The organism is Bifidobacterium moraviense (genome assembly GCF_012932365.1).
In the GTDB taxonomy this organism is placed as follows: Bacteria; Actinomycetota; Actinomycetes; order Actinomycetales; family Bifidobacteriaceae; genus Bifidobacterium; species Bifidobacterium moraviense.
On record NZ_JAAIIH010000010.1, the window covers coordinates 58,812 to 74,372 of the forward strand.

At 69.1% G+C, this 15,561-nt stretch carries 10 protein-coding genes and 2 tRNA genes; 7 read left to right on the forward strand and 5 right to left on the reverse strand.

The window, feature by feature from the left end:
• Positions 1–41 precede the first annotated feature (41 nt).
• Together G1C96_RS07025 and G1C96_RS07030 are read right to left on the reverse strand one after the other, a co-directional pair.
• A tRNA-Leu gene (locus tag G1C96_RS07025) sits at positions 42–125 on the reverse strand.
• A gap of 70 nt (positions 126–195) precedes the next feature.
• Positions 196–268, reverse strand: a tRNA-Thr gene (locus G1C96_RS07030).
• Positions 269–434: 166 nt separating this feature from the next.
• Here G1C96_RS07030 and G1C96_RS07035 point away from each other — a divergent pair.
• Both G1C96_RS07035 and pgi read left to right on the forward strand, forming a co-directional pair.
• Positions 435–1,598, forward strand: a complete 1,164-nt coding sequence (locus tag G1C96_RS07035) for a mannose-1-phosphate guanylyltransferase (protein ID WP_169275882.1) — start codon at positions 435–437, stop codon at positions 1,596–1,598.
• 261 nt (positions 1,599–1,859) lie between these two features.
• The gene (gene pgi, locus G1C96_RS07040) at positions 1,860–3,557 is read left to right on the forward strand and encodes a glucose-6-phosphate isomerase (protein WP_169275883.1); all 1,698 of its coding nucleotides are present in this window, start codon (positions 1,860–1,862) and stop codon (positions 3,555–3,557) included.
• 111 nt (positions 3,558–3,668) lie between these two features.
• Here pgi and G1C96_RS07045 read toward each other — a convergent pair whose 3' ends face one another.
• The 3 genes from G1C96_RS07045 to lepB form a co-directional block, all read right to left on the reverse strand.
• Complete coding sequence (locus G1C96_RS07045) at positions 3,669–4,745, reverse strand: LacI family DNA-binding transcriptional regulator (RefSeq protein WP_169275901.1); 1,077 nt, start codon at positions 4,743–4,745, stop codon at positions 3,669–3,671.
• Positions 4,746–4,897: 152 nt separating this feature from the next.
• Positions 4,898–5,611 (reverse strand): ribonuclease HII, encoded by a 714-nt coding sequence (locus G1C96_RS07050; protein ID WP_169275884.1) that lies wholly within the window; start codon positions 5,609–5,611, stop codon positions 4,898–4,900.
• Positions 5,608–6,525 (reverse strand): signal peptidase I, encoded by a 918-nt coding sequence (gene lepB, locus G1C96_RS07055; RefSeq protein ID WP_205832085.1) that lies wholly within the window; start codon positions 6,523–6,525, stop codon positions 5,608–5,610. Before lepB ends, G1C96_RS07050 begins: the two co-directional genes overlap by 4 nt.
• Before the next feature lie 173 nt (positions 6,526–6,698).
• Here lepB and G1C96_RS07060 point away from each other — a divergent pair, with 173 nt between their 5' ends.
• The 5 genes from G1C96_RS07060 to G1C96_RS07080 all read left to right on the forward strand — a co-directional run bounded on the left by G1C96_RS07060 (position 6,699) and on the right by G1C96_RS07080 (position 14,985).
• Complete coding sequence (locus G1C96_RS07060; RefSeq protein WP_169275885.1) at positions 6,699–8,045, forward strand: LacI family DNA-binding transcriptional regulator; 1,347 nt, start codon at positions 6,699–6,701, stop codon at positions 8,043–8,045.
• Between the two features lie 632 nt (positions 8,046–8,677).
• Positions 8,678–10,195: a sucrose phosphorylase gene (gtfA, locus tag G1C96_RS07065; RefSeq protein ID WP_169275886.1), complete on the forward strand. Its 1,518-nt coding sequence runs from the start codon at positions 8,678–8,680 to the stop codon at positions 10,193–10,195.
• A 163-nt stretch (positions 10,196–10,358) separates the two neighbouring features.
• On the forward strand, positions 10,359–11,789 hold the full coding sequence (locus G1C96_RS07070) for an MFS transporter (RefSeq protein WP_240945145.1): 1,431 nt from the start codon (positions 10,359–10,361) through the stop codon (positions 11,787–11,789).
• Positions 11,790–11,963: 174 nt separating this feature from the next.
• A complete protein-coding gene (locus tag G1C96_RS07075; RefSeq protein ID WP_169275887.1) occupies positions 11,964–13,661 on the forward strand; it encodes an MFS transporter in 1,698 nt (565 codons plus the stop codon).
• A gap of 172 nt (positions 13,662–13,833) precedes the next feature.
• Positions 13,834–14,985, forward strand: a complete 1,152-nt coding sequence (locus G1C96_RS07080; RefSeq protein WP_169275888.1) for a glycoside hydrolase family 88 protein — start codon at positions 13,834–13,836, stop codon at positions 14,983–14,985.
• Positions 14,986–15,561 lie beyond the last annotated feature (576 nt).

The following is a 15,561-nucleotide window of genomic DNA, read 5'->3' on the forward strand; positions in this document are numbered from 1 at the left end:
GCGCCGATGCCGGCTCCTCCCGGTCTTCCGCGCCGAAGCGCTGGTGCGCGAGATGGGACTTGAACCCACACGTCTAGGACACAGGAACCTAAATCCTGCGCGTCTACCAATTCCGCCACTCGCGCGTGATGTGCAACCGCATGATATGCAAAACCCTAGGCGTTCCGTGCTCGGACGCGCCTAGGGTGCTGCCGGAGCCACTTGTCAGAATCGAACTGACGACCTGCTCATTACGAGTGAGCCGCTCTACCGACTGAGCTAAAGTGGCGTCGTGCCCGGAAAGCATTCGCTATCCGCACACGAGTATTAGACCATACCGCATGCCGCGGACGTTGTCCAATCCGTCGCGAGTCGCGCATGATGCTTCGGCGCATCGCGGGCGCGTATTCGGTGCGCGTTCGGTGCGCGGTCGGCGCATGGGCGACAATGGAGGCATGACACGTGGCTCCAGTGGTATCGGCGGCGGCAGCGGCGCCGGCTTCGACGACTTCTATGCGATCATCCCCGCCGGCGGGACCGGCACCCGCCTGTGGCCGCTGTCCCGCGCCTCCAGACCCAAGTTCCTGTACGACCTGCTCGGCTCCGGACGCACGATGATCCAGTCCACGTACGACCGACTGGCCGCCATCGCCGGCGGCGACCACGTGGTGGTGTCCACCGGCGCGCAGCACGAGGCCGCCGTGCGCGAGCAGCTGCCGGAACTCGGGGCGCAGCAGCTCTTTGCCGAGCCGCTGCCGCGCGATTCCACGGCCGCGATCGGACTGGCCGCGGCGGTGCTCGCGCGCCGTCACGGGCGCGACATCGTGGTGGGATCCTTCGCCGCGGACCACGTGATCCGCGACGACAAGGCCTTCGCCGAATCGGTGCGCCAGGCCGTGGCCGCCGCCCGCGCCGGATACGTGACGACCATCGGCATCGCGGCCACGCGCCCCTCCACGGCGTTCGGCTACATCCATCAGGGCGCCTCGCTCGCCGACTCCGTGCCCGACGCCCCGGACGCGCGCGTGGTGGAGCGCTTCGTGGAGAAGCCGGACGCCGCCACCGCGCTGGCGTACCTGAACACCGGCGAATACCGCTGGAACGCCGGCATGTTCGTGATGCGCGCCGGCGTGCTGCTGGACCGGCTGCACGAGTACAAGCCGCGGCTGGCCGAGGCGCTCGACCGCATCGCCGACGCGTGGATGGCGGGGCCGGACGCGCGCCTGATCGCGATGGATCGCTACTGGCCGGGACTGGAGAAGATCGCGTTCGACTACGCGATCGCCGAGCCGCTCTCGCTGGCGGGTGGCGTGGCGATGGTGCCGGGCGGCTTCGGCTGGGATGACATCGGCGACTTCAATTCGGTGGCGGCGCTGCTGCCCAGCGTGAGCCCCACGAACGTCAAGGTGCTGGGCGACACGGAGCGCGTGGCGCATCTCGATTCCGCGGGCGACGTGGTGGTGCCCGCCTCCGGGCGTCTGGTGGCGCTGCTGGGCGTGGACGACATGGTGGTGGTGGACACCCCGGACGCGCTGCTGGTGGCGCCGCGAGCCCGCAGCCAGGAGATCAAGGCGATGGTGGAGCATCTGCGCGAGGTGGGTCGGACGGACGTGCTGTAGCCACGGTGCGTCGCGGCGCGTCATGGTGCATCACAGCGCGCATGGCTCGTCGCGGCGTGCGCGGATGTCGCTGCGGTGACGGGAGTGCGTCGCGCGGGTGACGTTTCGGCGTCGCGCGCGTGCCGTCTGCGCGTCGATGCCGAATGTGTGCGGTTCTGTCGGCTTTTGTGAGTATCGTCGTGTCTGGAAGGAAACGCCGCCGCCGCGTTTTCGCATCACGGCGTCGGCGCTTTCAACGTGATGATGAAAGGATCCATTCTTATGGCCATCAATCCTCCGGTTGACGCTACGCAGACCCCGGCCTGGGCCGCCCTGCAGAAGCACTACGACGATCTTCAGGCCGAGGGCATCGATCTCAAGAAGTGGTTCGCCGACGAACCCGACCGCGTCGAGCAGCTGTCCTTCGAGGCCGGCGACCTGCACTTCGACCTGTCCAAGAACCTCATCAAGCCCGAGACCCTGAAGCTCTTCGCCGATCTGGCCAAGGACGTCAAGCTCGACGAGCGCGTCAAGGCCATGGTCTCCGGCGTGCACATCAACAACACCGAGGACCGCGCCGTGCTGCACACCGCGCTGCGCCGCCCGGTGGAGGACGAGGGCAAGCTCATCGTCGACGGCCAGGACGTCGTCAAGGACGTGCGCGAGACCCTCGACCGCATCTACGCCTTCGCCGACAAGGTCCGCTCCGGCGAGTGGAAGGGCGTGACCGGCAAGAAGATCACGACCGTCGTCAACATCGGCATCGGCGGCTCCGACCTCGGCCCCAACATGGCGTACGAGGCCCTCAAGCCGTACGCGGACGCCGGCATCTCCGCCCGCTACATCTCCAACATCGACCCGAACGACCTGGCCGAGAAGACCAAGGGCCTGGATCCGGAGACCACGCTGTTCATCATCGTCTCCAAGACCTTCACCACGCTGGAGACCCTGACCAACGCCCGCGAGGCCCGCACATGGCTGCTCGAGGGCCTCAAGGCCTCCGGCGCGATCGACGGCTCCGACGCGCAGCGCGCCGACGCCATCAAGAAGCACTTCGTGGCCGTGTCCACCGCGCTCGACAAGGTCGAGGCGTTCGGCATCGATCCCGCCAACGCGTTCGGCTTCTGGAACTGGGTCGGCGGCCGCTACTCCGTCGACTCCGCCGTCGGCACCTCGCTGGCCGTCGTGCTCGGCCCGGCGCGCTTCGAGGAGTTCCTGCACGGCTTCCACGAGATCGACGAGTACTTCGTCAACACCCCGGTGGAGAAGAACGTCGTCGCCCTGCTCGGCCTGCTCAACGTGTGGTACCGCAACTTCTTCAACGTGGCCGCGCACGCCGTGCTGCCGTACGACCAGTACCTGCACCGCTTCCCGGCCTACCTGCAGCAGCTCACCATGGAGTCCAACGGCAAGTCGATCCGCTGGGACGGCACCCCCGTCACCACGCAGACCGGCGAGATCTTCTGGGGCGAGCCCGGCACCAACGGCCAGCACGCCTTCTACCAGCTGATCCACCAGGGCACCCAGCTCATCCCCGCCGACTTCATCGCGTTCGTCAACACGCCGAACCCGACCAAGGACGGCGACCAGGACGTGCACGAGCTGTTCCTCGGCAACTACTTCGCGCAGACCAAGGCGCTGGCGTTCGGCAAGACCGCCGACGAGGTGCGCGCCGAAGGCACGCCGGAGGCCATCGTCCCGGCCCGCGTCTTCACCGGCAACAAGCCCACCACGTCCATCCTCGGCGTGGCGCTGACCCCGTTCGCGCTCGGCGAGCTCATCGCCCTGTACGAGCACATCACCCTCGTCGAGGGCACGGTGTGGGGCCTTGACTCCTACGATCAGTGGGGCGTCGAGCTGGGCAAGCAGCTGGCCAAGCAGATCACGCCGGCCATCTCCCAGGACGACGAGGCGCTGGCCGCGCAGGACGCGTCCACGCAGAGCCTGATCAAGTTCTACCGCGAGCACCGCGAGTTCTGATCGCGTTCGCGCCGATCGACTGACGACCGAGGCCGGCATCCGCTGCGTGCGGGTGCCGGCCTCGTCGTATGCGCGGGTCGTATGCGCGGCCGTATCGCGGTGCGCGTCCGCTCAGCCGCGGCTCGGCGCGGGCCCGGTGGAGTCGCGCGTCGCCAGATCGGCCGGCACGAGCCCCATGCCGTGCGCGGTGCGGTCGAACTCCGGGGCGTCGCCCTCGCCGAGCAGCGAGAGCAGCGCGCCGGTGGCCTTGACGCCCACCTGGTCGAACTGCGGGTGCACGGTGGTGAGCGGGGGATAGAAGTTGTCGGCGCCGGGGATGTCGTCGAAGCCCACCACGCTCACGTCCTGCGGGATGCGCAGCCCGTGCTCGTGCAGCGCGCGCATCACCGCCGCGGCCTGGTTGTCGTTCGCGGTGACGATGGCGGTGGGCACCGGCTGCCCGGAGGACAGGTAGCCGTCCAGCGCCTCGGTGGTCGCCGCGTAGGCCGCGGAGGCATCCCACGAGTCCACGTCCAGCGTGCGCGACGCGATGCCGAGCTTGGCCGCGTAGTGGTCCCATGCCATGTGCCGGGTGACGGCGTCGCGCCAGCCCTTGGCGCCGGTGAGGTACAGCGCGTCGCGGTGGCCCAGATCGTGCAGCAGGGTCGCCACGTCGCGCATGGCGCTCCACTGGTCGATGCCGATGAACGCCAGCGGACCGCCGGTGCCGCCCAGCGCCACGGCCTCGTCCGAGGCGAACGTGCCGTGCGACGACGTGAGCAGGATGCGCGGGATCGTGGTGCTCATGCGCAGCGCGGACAGCAGCGTCTTGTCGGTGGGAGCGATGCAGATGAGCGCGTCCACGTCCTGCTCGCTGAAGCTGCGTGCGGCGGAGTCGAAGCCCTGGCGTTCGAACTCGGCGCGCGGCACGATGGCCACGGACAGGAACATGTCGTGCCGGCGCACGCCCGTCTCGATGGAGGCGAGCGTGTTGATGGGGCCGAAGAAGTTGATGGAGCAGGCGATCAGGCCCACGGTGCGCGACCGGTTCGACGCGAGGGCGCGCGCGGAGTTGGAGCGCCGGTAGCCCAGCTGGGCGATGGCGGCCTCCACCTTGGCGCGCGTGGCGTCGGAGACGTCCGGCGAATCGTTGATGACGCGCGAAACCGTCTGATGCGACACCCCTGCGAGTCGTGCGACCTCGAACATGGACGGGCGCTTGCCGCCGCTGCGTTTTGCGCTGGCACCGTTCACTACCACTGCTACTTCTTCCCGAGTGCTTGCGTACAACACTCCCAGCATACACAGGGAGACGTGCGCTTGTGAGCGTTCACGTCAAACGTTCCAAATAGTCGACGACGTCAGCGCAGATGCCAGCTGACGCGGTGCAGCGGCGTGGGGCCGAGTTCCGCGATGGCGGCCCGGTGCGCGGCCGACCCGTAGCCCTTGTTGCGCTCCCACGCGTAGGGCTCCCACTCGGGATGTTCGCGCGCGATGTCCGTCATGAGCCGGTCGCGCGTCACCTTGGCGATCACGGCGGCCGTGGCCACGGTGGCGCAGTGGCGGTCGCCCTTGACCTGCGTGACCACGTGCGGCGCCGCCGGCAGATCCGGGGCGTCGAAGGTGTCCACGGTCCTGGTGATGTAGTCGTACGGGCCGTCGAGGATCGCGCCGATGCGGACGTTCGAGGCCGCGCCGTCCGCGGCGTCGTCCAGCCCCAGCGCGCGTTCGGCCTGGTCGAGCGCGCGCAGCGCCGCCACGCCCAGCGCGTGCCCGATGCCCCACGCGTCGATCTCCTCGTTCGACGCGGACCCCACGGCCCACGCGGCGCACCACGCCTTGAGCTCCTCGAAGATCGCCTCGCGCCGCCGCTCGGTGAGCAGCTTGGAATCGGCCACGCCGGGCGGCACCTCCACGGCGCCGGAACGCAGGTCGCGGGCGCGGATCACCGCCACGCCCACCATCGCGGGGCCGGCCAGCGCGCCGCGGCCCACCTCGTCGAACCCGGCGATCAGATCGTGGCCTTCGTCGGCGAGACGGCGTTCGAGATCCAGCGTGGGCACGGGGACGGTCATCGCGCGGCGACCTCCGCGGTCACGCTGTTCGCCGCGGTCACGTCGTTCGCCGCGCCCGCCGTCGCGGAACCGTCGGACGGCACGGCGTCGAAGACCTCGTGGTGCGCGTCGAGCAGGCTGATGCGGTCCAGCGGCCAGTAGGTGAGGAGCGCGGTGCCGGCGATGTCCTCCATCGGCACCAGACCGTTGTCGCCGTCGTCCTGATGGAAGCGCGAATCGGCGGAGCGGGCGCGGTTGTCGCCCAGCACGAACACGTGTCCCTCGGTCACCGTGACGCTGAACGCCATCGCGCTCGGATCGGATCCGGGGCGGATGTACGAGGTCTCGTCGATCGCCACGCCGTTGATGGTGACCGGATTGCCGGGACCATCGCACGCCACCGTGTCGCCGGGCAGGCCGATCAGACGCTTGATGAGGTAGCCGTCGCCGCCGGAGGTGCTCTCCGCGCCCAGCCAGTTCGCCGGATCCTTGAACACGATGATGTCGCCGCGCTGCAGCTTGGACGTGGGACGGACGTGCGTGCTGACGGTCACCACGCGGTCGTCGGGCAGGATCGTGTCCATCATGGACGACGAGGGGATCCAGTACAGCGGGAAGACGAGGATGCGCAGCGCCAGCACCACGAGCACCGGGATGCCGCACCAGACGAGCAGGTCCCTCAGGCCGAAGCGGTCGTTCGCGCGTGATCCGCGTGATTCGCCGGGCCTGCCGGGCCTGACGGAGTCGGAGCCGCGGCGGTTCGCGGAGGCGTGGCGCGCGCCGCGTCGCGTGGACGCCGCAACCGTCTCCGTCGCGACGGGCACGGGCATGGGGGACGGGTCGACGCCGTGGTCGGCCACCTGGAAGGTGTGGATGTCGCGTTCGGCCTGCGCGCGTTCTGGGCGGGCGGGACGGTCAGGCTGCTCAGGATGCATGTACCCTCCTCATGGTTCGCCACCATCATACGCGCGGGGGCCGCGGATCCCGCGGAACCGGAGGCGGACGGCGCAGCGGCCCACATGGCGAACCGCACGGCGAACCGCATAGCGAACCGGTTCGAGTACAATGGCTCGCAGGAATCGAACGGTCGCCAATGGAGGTGGATGCGATGGTGGGAATGCGCGACGTGGCACGCAAGGCAGGGGTCTCGGTGAGCACGGTGTCCCTGGTGGTCAACGGCACGGGGTACGTGTCCGCGGCCATGCGCGCCAAGGTGGAGGCCGCGATGCACGCGCTGAACTACGTGCCCAACGAACTGGCGCGCAACCTCTACCACGACCGCACCAACGTGGTGGGCGTCATCGTGCCCACCATCCGACACCCGTTCTTCGCCACGCTCACCGCGGGGCTGCAGGGGCGCCTGTTCGACGCCGGATTCCGCACGATCGTGTGCTCCACGGCGGACATGGGCGGCGGCGAGGAGCAGTACGTGGACATGCTGCGCCGGCACATGATGGACGGGCTGATCATGGGCGGGCACACCGCGCACCCGACGAACTACTGGACGTCGATCCAGCGGCCGGTGGTGGCGTTCGACCGGTATCTGGGCGCATCCATCCCGTCCATCGGTTCCGACCACGAACAGGGCGGCGAGCTGGCGGCCACGATGTTCGCGCTGTCCGGCGTGCGGCACGTCGTGGAGATCGGCGGTCCGCGCTCGCAGTACAACGACCTGCTCACGGCGCAGATGGCGGCGGCGCAGGCGGACGTCGCGTCGGATGCCGCCGCGGAGGGGGAGAGCGCACCCGTGCCCGCGTCGGCGTCGGAGGCGGTGTCCTTGTCCGGGCGCAGCGTGCAGGACGTGATCGGCGACCACAGCACGTTCCCGCCCATCCGCTACCACCTCGCCTTCGAGCAGACGCTCGACATGGCGGGCATCCGCTGGGACTATCTGGAGGTGCCCGAGGTCAGCGACTTCGCCGGGTACGAGGCCGCGGCGCGCCGGGCGTTCGACCGTTTCCCCGAGGCGGACGCGATCGTGGCGCCGGACATGGCCGCCGCGTTCTGCGTGCAGGAGGCGCTGCGCCGGGGTGTGCGCGTCCCCGACCAGATGCAGATCATGGCCTACGACGGCACGTACGTGACCGATCTGGCGGGCATGCGCATCACGTCGATCCTGCAGGACTTCGAGGCGCTGGCGGATGCGGCGGCGCGGCGCATGATCGACGCGATCGCCGGTGCCGAGGCGCAGGAGATGCAGGAGAAGCATGTGACGGGTGGTGCTGGTGCCGGTGTCGGTGGCGGTGCTGACGCTGGGAGCGAGGGCGAGGGCGAGGTCGCGTCTGGACGCGGGACCAGGACCGGGGACGGACGCGACGACGCGCCCGTGCCTGCGAAGCCCGCCGGCGTGGTGGCCGACATGGTGCCCATGCAGGTCAAGCTGGGCGAGACGACGCGCATGACCGACGCCGTGCACCAGCTGCTCTTCGGCGCCGAGGCCGCCCAGACCGACTGAGCCGCGGATCGGTGCGTACGAGCCGGCGGCCGGTCGGTCGCGCAGCCGTGAGTTACGCGGAGCGCCGTATGCGTCACGCGGCGCGTTCGCTCCATATGACGGATCGGCCTGAAACGTTGATATTCCAACGATTTGGTGGTCTGCGTCACCGGGAGCGTCCGCTCCGCGTGACGATCGGGACGCTCCGCGTGACAGTGGGCGCGTGAGGGACGGGGATCTGCGACACGCCGATGACGTCGGTTGCGTTCGAGCGGGGTCGTCGGGTACTATCGAACCGGTTCGATAAACAAAGACGTTGTACGCGACAGTTTCCGATGCACCAACGATCAGTTCACCCGGCCATTCCGATGGACGGCGGATCGCGGCGCATGGATCCCGAACGATACGGTGTCCGAGTTTTCCCGATATGGCGACGAGGTTCCGCCGCATCGGTCATCGAACCGGTTCGATACCGTGCGAACGGCATCGGCGACCAGTACGAACAGAACGCCGGACGGCGGCGAGACGGCAACGACGACGATCGGGGCGCGGCAAGGACAGAGCCGCACCGCGGACGCCGACGCGACGCCCCGCACGGCCGGTGCGCAACCGCCAAGGAAATCAGGGAAACCAGGGAAACGAAGGAGTTCTCCATGAAGAACAAGGTCCAGCTCATCACGTACGCCGACCGCCTCGGCGACGGCACCATCAAATCCATGACCGACATCCTGCGCACGCGCTTCGACGGCGTCTACGACGGCGTGCACATCCTCCCGTTCTTCACGCCGTTCGACGGCGCCGACGCCGGCTTCGATCCGATCGACCACACGAAGGTGGATTCGCGCCTCGGCTCGTGGGACGACGTCGCCGAGCTCAGCCGCACCCACGACATCATGGTGGACGCGATCGTCAACCACATGAGCTGGGAGTCCAGGCAGTTCCAGGACGTGCTCGCCAAGGGCGAGGAATCCGAGTACTACCCGATGTTCCTCACCATGAGCTCCGTGTTCCCCAACGGCGCCACCGAGGCGGACCTCGCCGGCATCTACCGTCCGCGTCCGGGCCTGCCGTTCACGCACTACAAGTTCGCCGGCAAGACGCGCCTCGTGTGGGTGAGCTTCACGCCGCAGCAGGTGGACATCGACACCGATTCGGACAAGGGCTGGGAATACCTCATGTCCATCTTCGACCAGATGGCCGCCAGCCACGTCAGCTACATCCGTCTCGACGCCGTGGGCTACGGCGCCAAGGAGGCCGGCACCAGCTGCTTCATGACGCCCAAGACGTTCAAGCTCATCTCGCGCCTCAGGGAGGAGGGCGTCAAGCGCGGCCTCGAGATCCTCATCGAGGTGCACTCGTACTACAAGAAGCAGGTGGAGATCGCGTCCAAGGTGGACCGCGTGTACGACTTCGCGCTGCCCCCGCTGCTGCTGCACTCCGTGTTCTCCGGCGACGTCAGGCCGCTTGCCGCGTGGACCGAGATCCGCCCGAACAACGCCGTCACCGTGCTCGACACGCACGACGGCATCGGCGTGATCGACATCGGCTCCGACCAGCTCGACCGCAGCCTCAAGGGCCTCATCCCCGACGAGGACGTGGACAACCTGGTCAAGACCATCCACGCGAACACCAACGGCGAATCGCAGGCCGCCACCGGCGCCGCCGCGTCCAACCTCGACCTCTACCAGGTCAACAGCACGTACTACTCCGCGCTCGGACGCAACGACCAGCACTACCTTGCCACCCGCGCCGTGCAGTTCTTCCTGCCGGGCGTGCCGCAGGTGTACTACGTGGGCGCGCTCGCCGGCGTGAACGACATGGAGCTGCTGCGCCGCACCAACAACGGCCGCGACATCAACCGCCACTACTACTCCACGGCCGAGGTGGACGAGAACCTCGCGCGTCCGGTGGTCAGGGCGCTCAACGCGCTGGCGAAGCTGCGCAACGGGCTCGACGCGTTCGACGGCGAGTTCTCGTACGAGCTGAGCGAGGACGGCAAGGCGATCACGTTCCGCTGGAAGGGCGAGACGACCGCCGCGTCGCTCACCTTCGAGCCGTCGCTCGGCATGGGCGCGGACAACGAGACGCCGGTCGCCACGCTGTCCTGGACCGACGCCGCAGGCGAGCACGAGACCCGCGACCTGCTCAACGACCCGCCGACCGTGGCCTGAGCCTCGCACCGGACGTTTTCGACCATTCAGACGTTTTCGACATCCCAACCGAAAAGAGCACAACATGAAAGACGACAAGTTCGTCCGCCCGGGCATCGACGACCGTCCGGACTACGACAAGGCGCTGACGCCGTAGCAGAAGAAGGCCGTCGAGCGACTGGCCATGAAGCCCACCGCCACCAAGACCATCGAGGCCGACCCGTCCGAGTCGACCGTGGCCGCGGCGCAGGCGCGCAACGCGAACATCGCCACCGCGGTGTCCACCGTGGACGCCGCCGCGCCCGACCTCAACTCCGCGTTCAACGACCTGCGCGACCCGATGGTCTCCGCCGACGGCCACCGCCCCACCAAGGCCGAGATCATCCGCCTCGGCGTCGGCTTCACGCTCTCCGCCGTGGCCTGCGCGATCCCGTGGGTGGCGCTGAGCTCGCTGATCCTGCCCGAGCTGCTCGACCAGATCGACGCCGCCTCGCGCGACGCGATGATCGGCGCGCTGAACGCGGCCGGCTCCGTGGTGGCCCTGCTCGCCAACGTGATCTTCGGCACGTTCTCCGACCTGACGCGCTCCCGCTTCGGCCGCCGCACCCCGTGGATCATCGCCGGCGGCGTTGTCACCGGCCTGTGCGCGCTGCTGCTGGGCGCCACGCACTCCCACGCGGTGATCATGGTGGCCTGGTGCGGCATGCAGCTCGGCTACAACGTGATGCTCGCCCCGTTCGTCGCCACGATGTCCGACCGCGTGCCGGACAAGGTGCGCGGCACGATCTCCGGCTTCTACGGCGCCGGCATCGCCTGCGGCCAGACGCTCGGCTCCCTGGTGGGCGCGCAGGTCATCAAGGCCGCCGGCCTGAGCACCGGCTTCGTCATGGCCGCGTGCGTGTTCGGCTTCATCGGCATCATCACCGTGGTGGTGTGGCCGCGCGAGAAGTCCAGCCGCGACCTGCCTCGCGAGCCGTTCAGCGCCAAGATGCTGCTCATGAGCTTCCGTCCGCCCAAGAACGCGCCCGACTTCTACTACGCGCTCTTCGGCCGCACGATGATGATGGCCGGCTACAACATGATCGTCATGTACCAGCTGTACATCGTCAAGTACTACACGCTCGCCGGCTCCGGCCTCAAGGAGCAGGCGCTGGCGGACGAGGCCGCGAACATCATCGCCGTCATGGCCACGATCACGCTGGTCGTCTCGCTCGTGGCCGCGCTCGTGGCCGGCCCGCTGACCGACAGGATCGGCATGCGCAAGGTGCCGGTCGCCATCGCCAGCTGCCTGTACGCCGTGGGCGTGCTCATGCCGTGGCTCATCCCGAGCGCGATGGGCATGTACCTGTTCGCCGCGATCGCCGGCTTCGGCTACGGCGTGTACAACGCGATCGACCAGGCGCTCAACGTGTCCGTGCTGCCGAACCCGGACGAGGCCGGCAAGGATCTGGGCATCCTCAACCTCGCGAACACGCTGTGCACGGTGCTCGGCTCGCTGCTCGGCTCCATCGTGGTGGTCATCTCCGGCCAGAACTACATGTGGATCTTCCCGGTGGCGATCGTGCTGGTGCTGGTGGCCGCGTTCCTGATCATGCGCATCAAGAACGTGAAGTGACCTCCTCCTGATCTTCCCCTGAATCCCTGATCCCCTCCGCGGGGCTCCGGCCGTCATGGTCGGGGCCCCGCTTTCGCGTATGCGCTGTCTGATTCGCTTCCTAGGCTTGGCCTCGCGATACGGAAGGAACAGGAGATCGCGCATCCGTCAGGAACGCCGAACGAGGGGAGCACCATGACCACAGACCACGAACCCGCGGTCCGCGAATCAGCAGACCACGAACCCGCAGATCACGAGTCCGCGCCGCGCGAGGAGAACGCCGATCGCCCCGCCGCGAAGCCGCAGGCACCGCAGCCGCAATCGACGCAGCCTCAGCCGCAGCCGCGCCGCTTCGTCATGCCCGGCGACGTGTACGTCCGCCCCGGCATCGACGACCGCCCGGACCCGGACAAGACGCTCACCGCCGAGGACAAGGCCGCCATCGCGCGCCTCGCCGTGCGCCTGCCGAAGAGCTCCATCGACCCCACCGCCGACCAGTCGGGCACCCAGTCCACGCGACTGGTCACCGAATCCGCACCCGCCGTGGCCGCCGCCACCATCGACGCCGCCGTGCCGGACCCGCAGTCCGCGTTCATGGACATGCGCGACCCGATGGTCGCCGCCGACGGCACGCGCCCCGGCAGAACCGACGTGCTGCGCCTCAAGCTCGGCTTCGTGGCCGCCGCCGTGCTGGGCGCCGTGCCGTGGGCCGGCGTGACCGGCGCGCTGATGCCGCAGATGCTCGACATGATCGACCACGCCTCCGCCGCCGCGGCCCTGTGCGTGCTCAACGCGCTCGGCGCCGTCGCGGCGTACCTGTCGCGCAACTTCTTCGCCGCGTCGTCCGACGCCACGCACAGCAAGTTCGGCCGACGCAGTCTGTGGATCATCGCCGGCGGCCTGCTCTCCGGTCTGCTGATGTGGTGCATCGGCGCGCTGTACGGCGCAGCCAGCTCCGCGGTGTTCGTCGTCATCCTGTGGTGCGTGCTGCAGGGCTGCTACGGCGTGCTGCTCGGCCCGCTGGTGAGCGCGATGTCCGACCGCGTGCCGGACAAGTTCCGCGCCTCCGCCGACGCCTGGTACGGCACCGCGCTCGCCGTGGGGCAGATGCTCGGCGGCTGGTTCGGCGTGCTGTTCGTGGGCGATGCGCCGCTGGGACTCGCGTGGGGCGCCGTGCTGCTGGCGCTGTCCGGCGTGGCGGCGGTGGCGATCTGGCCGCGCGAGAAGTCCAGCGTGGAGATGAGCCTGCCGCGCGACGCGACCGGCGATGCGTTCGCGGCGCTGCGTCTGCGGTCCTGGGCGCCCGGGTTCCGCCGCGTGTTCTGGTCACGCGCGTTCATGGCCGCGGCGATGGGCTGCGTGACGATCGTGACGTTCTACATCGCGAAGTTCGGCGTCTTCGGGGGCGCGGGCGACGATGCGGCGGCGTCGAAGGACGCGGCGATGCTGCTGGCGTGGATGGGCGTGGTCGCGCTGGTGGCGTCGATGGCTGCGGCGCTCGCGTCCGGTCCGCTGGCCGAGCGCATGGGCGCGTGGGCGCCGACGCTCGTGGCCGCGGTGCTCGTGGCGGCGGCCGCACTGCTGCCGCTCGTGCTGCCGAACGTGCTCGGCCTGCTGCTGTTCGCGGGACTGTCCGGATTCGGGTTCAGCCTGTTCAACGCGCTCGGCCAGGAGCTGGTGACGGCCGTGCTGCCCGACCCGCGCGACGCCGGACGCGCCACGGGCACGCTGGGCGCGGCCGGGATGCTCGGCACGGTGATCGGCGCCACGGCGGCCGGCGCGGCGCTGGCCGTGGGACACGGCGGCTACGCGTGGGTGTTCGTGGCGTCGATCGCGCTGACCGTGGTCTGCGAGGCGTTCGCCATCAGCGCCGTGGGCGCGGTGCGCCGGTAGAAGCGGCGCGGATCGGCTGGATCGGCGCCGGGCCGCGGGAGCGGCGGAGACGGCGAGGGGCGGCGTCTCCAGTACACTGGCCGTAGACGCGGGGACGGGCGCGCCCGCACAGGGGTCGCGCCGCCTGTCCCTCCGCATCCGCCCGTACTCGCCGAGGAGAGAGAAGGACAACATGGGCACGTCAATCAGCGATCAGCTTCCCCCCGAGGACGCCGCGTGGGCGGCGGGCGTGGCCGCCAGACTCGAGGCCAAGTTCGCCGCCGAGCGCGACCGCATCGGCTCGCGCATCCCGTACATCGCGGTCAACGGCACGTATGAGGAGAACATGGCCGAGGTGTTCCCCGGCTGGTGGACGAACGGCTTCTGGCCCGGCATCCTGTGGCAGATGTTCCACGCCACCGGCGACCCCAGCTACATGACACCCGCGCGCATCATCGAGGAGACCACGCTCGACGACGTGATCAGCGCCTACGAGAAGCTCGACCACGACGTGGGCTTCCTGTGGCTGCTGTCCGCCGTGGCCGACTGGAGGCTCACGCGCAACGAGCGCTCGCGCACGCGCGGCCTGCACGTGGCCACGGTGCTCGCCGGCCGCTTCAACCCGGTGGGACGCTTCATCCGCGCGTGGAACGAGCTCGGACGCGAGGGGTGGGCCATCGTCGACTCGATGATGAACATCCCGCTGCTGTTCTGGGCCACGGACGAGACCGGCGACCCGCGCTTCGCCGAGGTGGCGCGCCAGCACGCGGACACGATGCTCGCGAACGTGGTGCGTCCGGACGGCTCGTGCAACCACATCGTGTGCTTCGATCCGCTCACCGGCGAGTTCCAGGAGGCGCCGGCCGGGCAGGGCTACGCGGCCGGGTCGAGCTGGAGCCGCGGCCAGGCGTGGGGCGTGTTCGGGTTCGCGCGCGCGTACCGCCACACCGGCGACGAGCGCTATCTGGACGCCGCCAAGCGCATCGCGCACTACTTCTGCGCGCAGGTGGCGCTGACGGGCGGCATTGCGCTGGTGGACTTCCGCCAGCCCGCGGAGCCGAAGGTGTTCGACGCGATCGCGTCCTGCGTGGCCGCCGACGGGCTGATCGAGCTCGCCGAGCTGGTGCCGGAGGCCGAGCGCGCGTTCTACCGCCAGTGGGCGATGCTGATCCTCAAGGCCGTGACGGACAAGGCATGCGACTTCGATCCGTCGCGCGACGGTCTGGTGCAGCTGTGCTCCGACAAGTACCACGAGGGCCGCATCCACGTGCCGATCGTCTACGCCGACTACTTCCTGCTCGAATCGGTGCTGCGTCTGCAGGGACGCGCGGCCGACCTGTGGTGATCCGCGTCTGATGCGACCGGCGGCGATGTCCGGGAGGGCGTCCATTATGCGGACCTTCCGGGATCGCCTCCGGCCGCCGTCGGCTACAGTCACGGACATCGGATCCGCCCGACCGGGCGCGTCCGCCATCGCATGCGAAAGGAGGTTCGCCATGATGACAGGGTTCCGCGGCATCGCCGAAGCGTCCGCCCCCACCGTCGTCAGCCTGCTGCTGGCGCGAATTATTATCCCGTCGTCGTTGGCGGACTGATCGGCGCATCTGCAAGTAGCTGTGCCCCGCCAACGAAGCAGGGTCAGCGGACAAAATCCTTGACGGCCCTGCTTTGATCGGCGGGGCTTTTTCGTATAACTCAACCCGGCGCCGTGGGTGAACGGCGCATCGCTCCACTGCATCGCGTGCCGCGACCGCGTCGCGCGCGTCCGATGTCCCGATCGGCGATCCGCTCTCCGCGCATCGCTCCGGCAGGGCGCCCGCACGGACGTTCCGCCGTTGCGCGCCAAGGCTTCCAAGTAGTGGAACGGGGCCTTGTTACGGCAATGTTTCCGGTAGGATGGGCTCTGGTTTGTGAGGACAAA